Annotated in this window: 19 protein-coding genes; 14 read left to right on the forward strand and 5 right to left on the reverse strand. The window is 43.1% G+C overall.

All coding sequences use genetic code 11. The features are described from left to right. The first annotated feature begins 14 nt into the window (after positions 1-14). From RS881_RS24345 to RS881_RS24360, 4 genes are all read left to right on the forward strand, one after another. Positions 15-290, forward strand: coding sequence for a hypothetical protein (locus tag RS881_RS24345; RefSeq protein ID WP_315823467.1), 276 nt, complete (start codon positions 15-17; stop codon positions 288-290). After that, the gene (locus RS881_RS24350; protein WP_315823468.1) at positions 290-556 is read left to right on the forward strand and encodes a hypothetical protein; all 267 of its coding nucleotides are present in this window, start codon (positions 290-292) and stop codon (positions 554-556) included. The genes RS881_RS24345 and RS881_RS24350 overlap by 1 nt, the downstream gene beginning before the upstream one ends. Positions 557-609: 53 nt before the next feature. After that, complete coding sequence (locus RS881_RS24355; protein WP_315823469.1) at positions 610-1,332, forward strand: leucine-rich repeat domain-containing protein; 723 nt, start codon at positions 610-612, stop codon at positions 1,330-1,332. Between the two features lie 146 nt (positions 1,333-1,478). Continuing rightward, positions 1,479-1,625: a hypothetical protein gene (locus tag RS881_RS24360; RefSeq protein ID WP_315823470.1), complete on the forward strand. Its 147-nt coding sequence runs from the start codon at positions 1,479-1,481 to the stop codon at positions 1,623-1,625. A 21-nt stretch (positions 1,626-1,646) separates the two neighbouring features. Here the strand turns inward: RS881_RS24360 and RS881_RS24365 are convergent, their stop codons facing one another. The 5 genes from RS881_RS24365 to RS881_RS24380 all read right to left on the reverse strand — a co-directional run bounded on the left by RS881_RS24365 (position 1,647) and on the right by RS881_RS24380 (position 4,066). Beyond that, positions 1,647-2,150 (reverse strand): toll/interleukin-1 receptor domain-containing protein, encoded by a 504-nt coding sequence (locus RS881_RS24365; RefSeq protein ID WP_315823471.1) that lies wholly within the window; start codon positions 2,148-2,150, stop codon positions 1,647-1,649. Between the two features lie 41 nt (positions 2,151-2,191). Beyond that, positions 2,192-2,809: a patatin-like phospholipase family protein gene (locus RS881_RS24370; protein ID WP_315823472.1), complete on the reverse strand. Its 618-nt coding sequence runs from the start codon at positions 2,807-2,809 to the stop codon at positions 2,192-2,194. Next, complete coding sequence (locus tag RS881_RS59950) at positions 2,737-3,036, reverse strand: patatin-like phospholipase family protein (protein WP_350340173.1); 300 nt, start codon at positions 3,034-3,036, stop codon at positions 2,737-2,739. The genes RS881_RS24370 and RS881_RS59950 overlap by 73 nt, the downstream gene beginning before the upstream one ends. A gap of 381 nt (positions 3,037-3,417) precedes the next feature. Continuing rightward, complete coding sequence (locus RS881_RS24375; RefSeq protein WP_315823473.1) at positions 3,418-3,645, reverse strand: hypothetical protein; 228 nt, start codon at positions 3,643-3,645, stop codon at positions 3,418-3,420. A gap of 40 nt (positions 3,646-3,685) precedes the next feature. Then, positions 3,686-4,066 (reverse strand): hypothetical protein, encoded by a 381-nt coding sequence (locus RS881_RS24380; protein WP_315823474.1) that lies wholly within the window; start codon positions 4,064-4,066, stop codon positions 3,686-3,688. Positions 4,067-4,681: 615 nt separating this feature from the next. Here RS881_RS24380 and RS881_RS24385 point away from each other — a divergent pair. The 10 genes from RS881_RS24385 (at position 4,682) to RS881_RS24425 (ending at position 11,880) form a co-directional block, all read left to right on the forward strand. Further along, positions 4,682-4,846 carry a hypothetical protein gene (locus RS881_RS24385; protein WP_315823475.1) on the forward strand — a complete coding sequence of 55 codons (165 nt, stop codon included), beginning with the start codon at positions 4,682-4,684 and terminating at the stop codon, positions 4,844-4,846. A 113-nt stretch (positions 4,847-4,959) separates the two neighbouring features. After that, positions 4,960-5,790 (forward strand): tetratricopeptide repeat protein, encoded by an 831-nt coding sequence (locus RS881_RS24390; RefSeq protein ID WP_315823476.1) that lies wholly within the window; start codon positions 4,960-4,962, stop codon positions 5,788-5,790. Positions 5,791-5,816: 26 nt separating this feature from the next. After that, on the forward strand, positions 5,817-6,617 hold the full coding sequence (locus tag RS881_RS24395; protein ID WP_315823477.1) for a sensor histidine kinase: 801 nt from the start codon (positions 5,817-5,819) through the stop codon (positions 6,615-6,617). Continuing rightward, on the forward strand, positions 6,614-7,201 hold the full coding sequence (locus RS881_RS24400; RefSeq protein ID WP_315823478.1) for a DNA-binding transcriptional response regulator: 588 nt from the start codon (positions 6,614-6,616) through the stop codon (positions 7,199-7,201). The genes RS881_RS24395 and RS881_RS24400 overlap by 4 nt, the downstream gene beginning before the upstream one ends. Positions 7,202-7,380: 179 nt before the next feature. Then, entirely contained in the window at positions 7,381-7,590 is a 210-nt protein-coding gene (locus RS881_RS24405) for a hypothetical protein (RefSeq protein WP_315823479.1), read from the forward strand. Positions 7,591-8,662: 1,072 nt separating this feature from the next. After that, the gene (locus RS881_RS59955; RefSeq protein WP_350340174.1) at positions 8,663-8,980 is read left to right on the forward strand and encodes a DUF4407 domain-containing protein; all 318 of its coding nucleotides are present in this window, start codon (positions 8,663-8,665) and stop codon (positions 8,978-8,980) included. Further along, positions 8,977-9,384, forward strand: a complete 408-nt coding sequence (locus RS881_RS61700) for a DUF4407 domain-containing protein (protein WP_425476366.1) — start codon at positions 8,977-8,979, stop codon at positions 9,382-9,384. Before RS881_RS59955 ends, RS881_RS61700 begins: the two co-directional genes overlap by 4 nt. Before the next feature lie 236 nt (positions 9,385-9,620). Beyond that, entirely contained in the window at positions 9,621-9,923 is a 303-nt protein-coding gene (locus tag RS881_RS24415) for a hypothetical protein (protein ID WP_315825063.1), read from the forward strand. A gap of 190 nt (positions 9,924-10,113) precedes the next feature. Beyond that, entirely contained in the window at positions 10,114-10,698 is a 585-nt protein-coding gene (locus RS881_RS24420; protein ID WP_315823480.1) for a hypothetical protein, read from the forward strand. A 204-nt stretch (positions 10,699-10,902) separates the two neighbouring features. Next, a complete protein-coding gene (locus RS881_RS24425) occupies positions 10,903-11,880 on the forward strand; it encodes a J domain-containing protein (RefSeq protein WP_315823481.1) in 978 nt (325 codons plus the stop codon). The last annotated feature ends 186 nt before the right edge of the window (positions 11,881-12,066 follow it).

Raw genomic sequence — 12,066 nt, forward strand, 5'->3', positions numbered from 1 at the left:
TAACCGGATAAAATATGAAAACACGATCCATAGGCCTCGTAGCCGCCCTGGCCCTGCAAGGCCTCCTGGCACAAGCACAAAGGACTCCTAAGATCATTAGCCCGAAAACACCTTTTGACAAAGAAGCCGCAATAGCTATGATCGGCAAAGACGGTACCTGTACGATCAAGGGAGTTGTATCCAAAGAAAGCAATTACCTGGTTAACCTGGTCATACTGATTCCCTATACTGACTATTTTAGTGAGTTTCTCGAACTGAAAAGGAAAGACAAAAAGGCAAGAAAGAGATAATGATGTCGGATGAAGCCTATAGCTACAGGATCATGACGCAAATTGGTAAGGACGGAAGCTTTGAGTTCAAAGGACTGAACCCAGGCAAATATTATCTGCAGACAACCGTTACACAAACCAAAGTAGGCAATGGAGAAAAACAGGTTGGTACGGAAACCACTACCACCTACAATGGCCATGGCGTACAGGTGGGGCAGGGTAGCAGGGCCATCATGGAAAAAACCGCTACCTGTACAAGGTTGAGGAGAATCTTACAAAAATTGTAGAGATCACTGCCAATGGGCAGGTTATTGAACTTACCCTCTAAAAATCACACAACATGACCACAAAAATAATAGCAGGCTGTGTCTTAGTAATGGCTTTATCGATAAGCGCCATGGCACAGGTAGTACGTATCCCCGACGCCAATTTTAAAAGGGCCATCATTGAGCAGGGTGTTGATACCAATGGCGACGGACAGATACAGGTAGAGGAAGCCAAAAAGGTGACCATATTGTACGTCACCAAAGCCGATATTGTTTCACTGGAAGGCATCAAAAGCTTTGTGAACCTGGTGGATTTTGGCTTTCCCGAAAACAAAGTAAAAATGGTAGACGTTTCCGGGTTGAAATACCTCAAATTTATGTATGGGTTCGACAATGAGCTGGAAACCATCCTGACAAAAGGCTGCGACAGTCTGGTCAATATCAGTTGCCACAAGAACAAGCTAAAGAGCATCGATGTTGCCCATCTGAAAAAACTAGCCATTTTAAGCCTGAGCTGGAATCAACTGACCAGGTTGGATGTAAGCAATCATCTCAAACTGCTACAATTGGAGGTGAACGACAATTCACTCCGGGAAATCAAGTTCAACAACTGCCCTGAAATGATCGATTTCTGGGCTTCGAGAAATCAAATTGCGCATCATATGGACTTTACGGCCATGTCCAAGCTGCAATTCTTAAGGATGGAGAACAATCCGATTCCTTCATTGGATATCCGGGGCTGGCAAATCTCGAAACATGCAGATGCTATGAATCGAACATCAAAACACTCAACTTAAGTGGCACAGTAAAACTAAATGACCTGAGCTGGTATTAATTCAAAAACGGGTACGGATTAAAATAATAGTGAACATCCTGGCTTATGCAATAAGGCCCTCCTAAAATACCATGTCCTGCGGGTGCGTGGGTAGGTACATGATCTCTTTTGACCCGTACTGATACGGGACAAATAGACAAACTGATGCATATTGAAGCCAAAAGCGTAAGAATGTATCGTTACAGGATCAAGCAAAAATTAGGTCTCAATAAAGATGATGACTTAAATAGCTTCCTGCAGCAATTGGGAAGATAGGGTTTCATGATTTTTGTAACCTCATTCAGGTCTGCGCATGGCTTCTATAAGGAGCTGTATCATGTTACTTAAAACAGCATGCTGTTTTTCATCGCTTAATTCATCCAAAGGTTGGGCAGGATCATTGACATACTGAATATCTTTCAATGGATATTCCTGATCTATTATACGGGAGATGGCTATTGGAAAGATGCGGACATTTTGTTTGTTCGCTTCTTCCATAAAATAAGCGAGCTCTTTAGTGGTAATATAATTTGAATTAATAAAATTGTTGCTTACCAAACAAATAGCGACCCTTGTTTGGGACAAAGCAGTTCTAATAGCATTCTCCCAAAAATCACCCGGTATGATTTCCATATCATCCCATACTTTTATTCCATGAAATACCTCAACCGGTGCAAGCATTAGTTGTATTTTATCAAACCACGCTCTGTCTTTATGACTGTAGCTAAGAAAAACCTGATGACGGCCACTGGTTTGCCGGTTAAACTTTTTGAGCAAAGCAATATTTCTCTCCCGGGCCATATCTAGTCCACTGTCTTTTTTATTGGAAGGCGCAATGTTTTCTACCCGTATAAATTTCCTAAGATCTCCCTGACACAGATCCAACATTTTTCCATGGCTTTTTCGCCAGCTAAAATCAATGACCTTATCCGTTCATTGGTAATGGCAAAGTCTTCTGCTTGCTGACTACCACAAGGTATATCAACAACAATACTGGTAGGCATTTGCCGCAAACTGAAGGCATCATTGCCTGCAGCGGCCGACTGGATCATTGACGTAATAAATCGTGAAAAATTATTATTGTTACGGTCTGCCAGGTCGGCGCTGTTTTTTAATACAACGATGGGCTGCCCTTCACTTTCGGCCGCAGCTACCCAGCCAGGGCTTTCTGATGCAATACCACCATCTATCAGCAACATATTGCCAATGGTGACTGGCGAAAACATGGGTGGTATGGCCGTTGCGATAGATAATAATTTCGAGGCTTTCCAATCCGGGTTCGTATCGCTGTTAATGCTAAGTAATTGTTGTTTATTGAGGTCAAGCGCCAATGTACTATAGGAAATGGGGAGGTTTTTAAGCTCCGGATCTGCCCCTGCAAAATCCTTTAACAGCGCCTCATAATCCATAGGCTTATAAATAGCAAAGGGATAACGGAAAATGGCAAAATATTTATGCAAGACCCGCCTGCGTAAATATTTTTGATGGGGTAGGTTAATATCTTCTCTTCTACCTGCTCCGGCGATAAACCCATACAAAAAAGCATGCCGACTACAGAGCCCATACTGCTGGCAGAGACACCGCTAACCGTATAGCCGGCTTTCAGAAGCGCTTTATAAGCACCAATATAACTATAACATCTTACCCCACCGCTACTGCATAGCAGGTGTACCTGTTTAAGTGACATGGTAATTGGCTTGTAAGTTTAAACACTATATCCAAAGATTGTGAGCCCATTAGGGACAGTCAACTACTTTTAAATGTACACTTTTAAGTGTATGTTCCAAAAAAGGAATGCAAGAGTTGTCGAAAGGATCAACCGCACCATTGTAAAATAAGAGGTTAACTACTGGATTCATCAGTATCACCTTTTTATGCTCTCCAATAAACCAGGATGCCAGATAGGCAAGCAGTACATACACTGACAGTACAAGAATCAGCAAGTTTAAAAAGCCCAGTTTGTCTTTCCTGGAAGTCGTTGCAGTTTTCATGTTTAGAAGCGACGGTTATTGGTTGGAAGTTATACCCTGTTTTATGTATTTATCAATCATATAATTCGTAATTGGCTTTAAACGCCGGCCAACAACCACTGGATGTTCGCCAGCGGAGGTAAAAACTCCACCTTGTTATTGATCTTTGAGTACCATACCAATCCTATAGCACGATTGGTAATGGTATCGGGCTGGGTAATCTTCCTGAAGTTTTTTATCAACAAGGTATCTAATGCAACCACCAGCGTATTGGGCACTTTTTGGTTGCAAGGCACCGGCTGGTAGTGATCCCCGGCCCAATACATACATCCTCCGTTTCCCGTAGACAACATAGCTCTCTCTTTTTTATCCCAGGTCTGAAACCTGCAATTCCCCGGCTAGCATCAATATACTCACTACCAGGGCATTCCAATAACGCCATGGCGGCAAGATACTTACTACACTTTCAGCTTGTACCAGAACTGTCCCTCTCCTTTGCATTTGTTCACTCATCCCATGCACAGTTCCCTGTTCATGTGGCTCGGGTTCCTGCTTTTCAACAAGCGGTGCGTCCGGGTAATCTTCAACAGGTAGGCTAAGGGTTATGGTTGATCCTGCAGTAGTAGCAGCAGCGTATCGTTTCCCCAAAATAAATGGCCGTTCCTTAAAATCAATTAGCCAGGCCAGGAGTTCAATAGTCTTGGGCTCAGGGCTAAAAACCCCACCGGTTTTCAGGTACCTCACCAACGGTCTAAACCAATCAATATTACAATCCTGAATAGCCTTCAAGCATGCTTTCTCATCACCACTCTTTCCAAAAAAAAATCTCTGATCACCGGCTCATCTTTCCTTTGAAACCTCTCCGAACACACTCGTTCACATTCCTCTCTAAGCCTGGCAGGACTGGGTATATTCAAACTAGGAGCTAATTTATTTGCTGCTTTCTTTTGAAGGTAATCCTCCAAAATAAGACGCTCATAATCGCGGAACATAGTTGCTATGATTAAGATGAAGTAAACGGAATTATCGGAATCCGTCCGGCATTTCCGTAAATCCGGAAGGAAATACAGGAAATGCCGGACGTTCCGGAACGGCTTGCTGGTCAACCCCTTACCTCACTCTATCTTCGTTTTGTTATCAGCCAATTACCTCAATAGCTAAGAGGTACACTGTACAGAACTGATCTCACACCGGGCAAAGAAAACGGAAGCCGGTAACCGGCTTGGGAAGCGATTAAAGACTTCCGCCATCTACGCTCATTCTTCCCAAACAAGTAAGAAGCGCTTCTTCACTAACCAGCAATCCGCAGCCGGATGCGCGGCACCTGGCTGCCCTAACATTCACTTACTAAAAATTAAAAAAATGTACACCATTATATTGGGTCTATTACTGGCATTCTTATGCCCCGGTCACAATAACACCAACCATAATCCTAACAATGGCCAGGTTACTACCATGGATGGTGGTGATGGCGGCGACACAGGTGGAGAGAACAGTCCCATTCCTCCCAGGCCGCCTAAACCATAACGTTTGACCCCGTAAGGCAGGCCATCGCTTGCCTTACTTTTTTTCTTAACACTGATCAATTAATCTATACTGATAATAGCTAAATTCTCTATTTTTAAGTCAAATAGCCGTTAGTGCGAGTCTTTAACTTCTTCCTGCCAATACTGATTGCCAGCCTTTGTGCCTGTAAAAATAAGCAAGAGCAAATACCTGATTTACGGTTTTCCGTATTTGACAAGGCTGACTCCTTCTACAATGCTAACAAATACGATTCAGCTTTCTATTATTATAATGCCATCGCTAACAATTCTAAGGATAGCCTGGTGGTAGCAACAGCTTACACTACTATGGGCATCATTCAAAACCTTGAAGGAGACTATTTCGGAGCCCAGGAGAGTTTCCTAACGGCTCTCCCATACCTTGATGAACGACAGAAGGCAGACCGATATTGCCTGCAATCCACATACCACGGATTAGCTGTCAGCAATCAACACCTGAAATACTACGATGCAGCCATCAGTTATTCCCAAAAAGCACTGACATTCGCAGCCGATAACGAACATCGTATCATGTTGTTAAACAGCCTGGCCCTTACCCACCAGAAAAAGGGAAACTATTTGCAGGCCGACAGTTTATACCTGGCCATTCTTGACTCCATTAAGAATAACCCAAAGGAATACGCAAGAATACTATCGAACAAAGCCCGGACACGCTGGCTGCAGGATCAGCATTATAACGCAGGACCTGACCTTTTTCGGGCATTGATCATCCGGGAAAAGGAAACGGATAAGTGGGGAGTGAACGCAAGTTACGCGCATTTGTCAGATTATTATACAGATACCCGCCCGGACTCGGCCTTGTATTACGCCCAAAAAAGAGATACCCTCGCACAAGAACTTAACGCCAGCGACGACCAATTGGAAGCACTCGACAAGCTGTTAACACTAAGCCCCCAGGGCAGGTAAAACAATACTTCGCTCGCTACCGACACTTGAATGACAGTATTCAAACAGCCCGTAATGCAGCCAAAAATCAATTCGCATTGGTCCGGTATGAGGCAGAAAAGAGCAAGGCCGGTAACCTCCAATTGCAAAAGGAAAACACTCAACAACAAGTGATATTTTGGTCTGCCATAGCACTTTTTATAGCAGTCGCTAATATTGCCCGTATCCGGTACCGCAAACGCAGGCAACAAATGGAATTAGCATCACGTCTGGCTATCCAGGCTAATCAGCTTAAAACCTCGCAAAAAGTGCATGATGTAGTAGCAAACCGGCTATACCGCCTGATGACAGAAATAGAACACAGTGACATCATTGACAAGGAAGTATTGCTGGATAAAATTGAGGAATTGTACAATCGATCAAGAGACATTTCGTATGAACCATCAGAGCCAGTCCACCATAATTTCCAACATACCATTTCAGAATTGACAACCTCCTTTTCAAGTCCTTCAACAAAAGTATATGTAACAGGGAATAATCAATCCTACTGGAATCGGATTAGTACCAAAGCACAACTGGAAATAGAACAGGTACTACAGGAATTGTTGATCAATATGAAGAAACATAGCGGCGCCCAAAATGTAGTATTGAAGTTTGATCGCGAGGAACATACAATAAGGATACAATATACCGACGATGGGGTAGGGCTACCCAGCCCCTTTAAATCCGGTAATGGACTTACCAATACGGGAAACCGTATAAAAAGTATTGGAGGCACCCTTACATTTGAGGAAACAATGAAAGGATTAAAGATCCTAATTTCCATTCCAACAGCCTCAACAATATGATTACAAAGGTATTAATAGTCGAAGACCAGGAAAGCGCCAACATCTCTGTTCAGAAAACAATGGCCGACCTGGGTATCACTGAGATAGAACACGCCTATTATTGTGACGATGCCCTGGAGAGGATCACCCAAAGAGCCGGAACAGACAGGTCCTATGACCTGCTAATTACCGACCTGTTTTTTGAACCGGATGACCGCAAAGTCACTTTAGCGGGCGGTACGGATCTTATCGCCGCCGCCAGGAAGATCCAGCCAGATCTTAAGGTACTGGTATTCTCGGCAGAAAGCAAAGCGGGCAACATAGAAATGCTGTATGCTAAATTCGATATTGACGCCTACGTACGTAAGGCCAGAAACGATGCCAGGGAACTAAAGGAAGCAATCTGTGAATTGGCCCAACACCGCCGTTATCGTCCACGCCATATCAGCGATTTGATCAACAGCAAAAATACCTATGAGTTCACCGACATTGAAATCACCATCATAACATCGCTGGCCCAGGGCATGTTGCAAAAAGACATACCTGACTACCTCAAGGCGAACCAACTAAAGCCATCCGGACTTAGCAGTGTTGAAAAAAGCTGAGCCACATGAAAGAGTCCTTAGGTTTTACCAATAATGAACAACTCGTAGCTTTCTGTAAGGATAAAGGCATTATTTAACCTTGTATATTTTTATCAGTGAACTCACCGTTTACGGTTTCCCATAAAAAAAGATGTTTTTCAGTTCTTAGTTTTGACTTACAAATCAAAAAACTGTACGTTATGAAACTGAAATATTACGTCAACAATGAGGCGCAATCAAATGGGGACCACGAAGTGCATATTGAGAGTTGCCCCTATTTTCCCAGGATGAAGAACAAGAGGTACCTGGGTGAGTACGATTCCTGTGTAGAGGCTGTGCGAGCGGCAAAATACATCCATCATCAGGCGAATGGATGTAAGACCTGCTGCTCTCTATGCCATACAACCTAAGAAAACCAGTTGCCTCAATAATCTTCAACAATTGCGTACCTCCCTATCCTTGAAAAGGGTGCTATTCATAGCATTGCTTACCAATGGTTGCCATAGTACACCTGACCGTGTATATATATGCGGCAGCACAAACGCCATCAGGTACCATTATAAGACAACCTGCCGCGGCCTGACCAACTGTAAGCACGCTGTCGTTGCCATATCGAAAGAGGAGGCAATACGTAGGCATAAGACACTTTGCAGATGGGAAGACTAAGTAATTTATTATACCCTGCCACATCGTTCACTTCATTTACCAATAGTCCAACCCTCGATTTGACCGGTTTCGGGCATGAAGGACCAGACCTCTTGATCACTTATAAAATTAGACCCCATGTATGAAATCAATTTATTTGGCAAGTACTTTAAATACACAAATATTATTATCTTTCAGGCAGACTTCGACAAAATGCACTGCAAGCGTGCAAAATAACACAGCCTGTTTTCCAATCAGACTCAGGAGATTATCTCTCTAACTTCCCCAACCAACTCCACAGAGATCTCATTTAGAAGTTAAAACCTCTATAAAGGGTTACCCTCTAAACATATAAACGAGTGAAAACATTCCTTAGGCTATTAAAGAAAACAACCCTTCTCTTCGACCTCCGTCGGCCCCGGTTTCGTCGATTGGACTTTATTGACATTGTTCTGGAAAACAACCTGTTACTACTCTTAAGTTGGGAGATTAATCATGCGACCAAAATCCGGGTCAAACCAGGAAAAGCTTATTACCGAAATGCTTGTGGCGCTGCCATCTGCAAACTGCCCATGGGAACAGACTCGGTCGATATACGGATCAATAACCTATGGCGCGTCACCACCATATCACTGCCACTTAAACGGGTAACGGTTGATAAAGAAACACTCCATTTCTTTAACCAACATTTACTGGCAGCGCCTTTTACAGTAACTACTATACAACCCGCTTTTAGGCTTAAAGATCATTCATTAGTCAATTTAATGCCTCAGATACAGGCACCTAACATAACAACCTGCATAAATATATCTATCAATCACCCACAACTCTTCAATTATGTCCCGTGATTTTTATCAAAGCCCGAGACCTTCCGCGATCATGCGCTTATTCTGGAAAGCTGCAGGCGCCGATAGATACATACTTGAAAGAAGCACCTACGGCGACCAGGTAAAATACCTTTGCCTGGGAGGGATCATTATTGCAACCGGACTTATGGCCGGCCTCGCAGGTGGGTACGCCTTTTATACCATTTTTGAGCCTAGGGGTAATGCGATCAATTCATTTAAAACAGCTGCCGATATTGGAGGAAGTTATGACTCGATTGATCCGGCCACCATGGTAAAATCGGTCATATTTGGTATCATCTGGGGTTGATCATTTTCAACATCGACCGGTTCATTATCTCTAGTACAGGCAAAGGAGATGGTACAGAAGAAATTACCTGGAAGGAATTCAAAGGAGCCCTCCCGAGGCTTTTTATGGGTGCCATCATAGCATTGACCATATCCAAACCAGTTGAGATCAGGATGTTCAAGACCGAAATTGATATCAAACTTCATGAGAAACAAATAGAGCAACAGCAAGCTTATAAAGCAAAGACTGATTCAATTTTCAATAGCGAACTCCTTAAGAAAGACCATGAAATTGCCAAGACTGAAACCGAGTTGGCCTCCAAGCGGTCCCGATACAAAGAACTAGAAACGCAATACGTTGAGGAGGTTCGAAATATTGCACCTGGCCCCGGGCTGCGGCCATTAAGACACAACTGGATGCATTGAAGCAGGAGATCCTAGACCTGGAAAAACATCCTGAGTACGTAAGGGTGAAACAGGAAAAAGATGATATTGAAAAAAAGGCGGGAAATGGCTTTAACACAAAGCGAGAAATATGCGGCCGGCCTGGATGGGCTACTCGAACGGATCAAAATATCACACGAAATATCCGGCACATTAATATCCCTTTTTATCACCCTATTATTCATGGCTATTGAATTGACGCCGATATTTTTAAGCTCATGCTCATCAAAAGCCCCTATGATTATATGGAGGAAAATATCAAGGAGCTCATCAAGGCCGACAATGGTATAGAAATTCAATACAATTATTACCAGGACAAGGAAGGTCACGAACGAGATAAGATTGTACATCACCAGGTAATCCGGTTATTAAAAGAAAAAATCAAGCTACTTGAAACCCAAAGCCAGTTGAGTGATACCGCACTAGAACAATGGAAGGAGAAAAAGAAAGAACATATCCGCGAAAACCCTGATCAGTTTGTAAATGAAAATCAGTTACAGAATAATGGCACATCAATATGAGACAAGATCCGCATACATCCTGGATGGTATCACCCAAAAGCTTTATAGGCTTCCTTGGAGGGGAATATGGGCTCATGCGTGATGGAGGAGTACTTAAGCGATTTTATATATCCTCCTTATTGATCGTCACAATACTTTTAATTACGGGAGTGAGCATTTTTATGCCATTAAATTACTGTTTCATTCAGTTGTGGTAGAGGTTATCCTGGCTACTTTCTTTTGCCTGTTATTTGTATGCATCTATGTATTTCTACTTAATACATTTGCCAAAGAAAACAGGGCTGGTGCCGCGCTGTTTAATGCATCTAACCTAATTCGCGTCGGATTCATTGCCTTTATGGGATTGCAGGTTGCACAACCACTGATGATTTTATTATTCGCTGACAGGTTATCACCCAAAGTCGGAAAATACAAACAGCAACTATTGGCCACCCATATCAAGAAAATTGACAACCTGACCATGGATGAGATTGCGCGCTTACAAGTCAGCCTCAAATACTACAGTGAGCAAAAGGAAAATTTTGGCACCCCAATTTATGATAACGATATCGCTAAGAAAGTAGCAGCCATTCAGGAAAGGCAAAGTAAAGCCACCATTTTTAAAACTACTGCACAACAAGCTATTGAAGAGAACAGCTTTTTTCTTTATCAGGTCTCGACAGTAAATCGCGACTATCCGGTGGCCTGGTTGCTGACTTTATTAATTGTTATCTTGTTTCTGCTGCCAGGATACCTTATTTTTCGATATCCAGCCAAAATGATTACTACCAGTTAAAAAGGCACAAGAGAAGAGCCTGGTGCTGAATGCGTATAGCTATTTCCTGATGTGGTATAAGATCCTGTTCAATTCAAAGGTGGAAGTATTCTGCAGATTCGAAGATCCTCCATTTAATACGAAACGTAAACAACCAATAATCAAGGCCACCAACTCAGCGTTCCTGCAAAAATACCTTGAAATGGATTAACCTACTGAAGGGTTATGAACTATACAAAGGACTATTACACAATACTTGGCGTGGGCGAAAAAGCGACAACAGAACAACTGCGGGCCGCCTATCGCCAGTTGGCCCATAAATGCCACCCCGATAAGAATCCCGATGACCCATCGGCAGAAGAAAAATTTAAGGAGATCAATGAAGCTTACAAGGTGTTATGCAATGAGATCACGCGTCAGATCTACGATAGCTACAGGGAAGAAAAGAAGTCGCAGGCCCCAAAGGCCAATCATGCTAAAAACGCCGGGCATGCTTTCGCACATGAACCAGTCACGAAAACAAAAACCAGGACCTACACAGTAACAAGGGAAAAAAGAGTTTACGTGTGTGGCACCATTGAGGTGAAATTCCAGGGAGAACCCGAACTGGCTAATTCTTACGGTTGGAAATGGGAGCAACAATTTACCATTTATCCTACGGAAGTACTGGCCACCCTTACCTCATCTAATATTTATAAAAACGCCCCTCCTGCAGCCTATCAATCCGGATATGCAGCGACAGATCTATTTGCAACGCCACTAAAGCTACCTATTAGTTGCCGGGTGCAGACAGGTGATCAAACTGAATATTTCGACCTTGACCTGTATGACATGCGCGTTAAGGATCCGATCCTGAAAGATATTACCAAACATGAGGAATCCAGCTTTGGCACTTTAGAGGGACAGCTATTTGCCTATGTCTTGTACCAATATGATGAAACATTAACGGAGGAATATACTGAAAAAGCAGGCGCTACCGGTCAGGTTGAGACCAAGGTCGAATCTGGCAACGTTTTTCTAAGGCAGCAATTTTATGCCCCTGCCGGTAGAACCATGTGGACAGAGTGGAAAAGAAAGCCAGGGTATCAATCAAAAAGCCAATCAACCGCTTCCTCCACCCATTCCGACCTATCATGGCTTGCTTGGCTTATAATACTGATCGTACTAATTGCGATCTGGCCACCACTGTTTTTGTCTTACTGATCATCGTAGGGTGGATGCTATTAATATCCCTGATCAGCTGGATAGCTGCTGGGTTTCGAAGGATCATACCAATTATAAGTTTTCTATTAATGGGCACTATTGTCGTGCTGGCTATAAGATCGTATTCCCTTAAACCTGATCGAAAATACCGGAAGCAGGCGAAAACCGGAAGTATAAGCTCAACCA

Source organism: Paraflavitalea speifideaquila (assembly GCF_032395985.1).
GTDB lineage: Bacteria > Bacteroidota > Bacteroidia > Chitinophagales > Chitinophagaceae > Paraflavitalea > Paraflavitalea speifideaquila.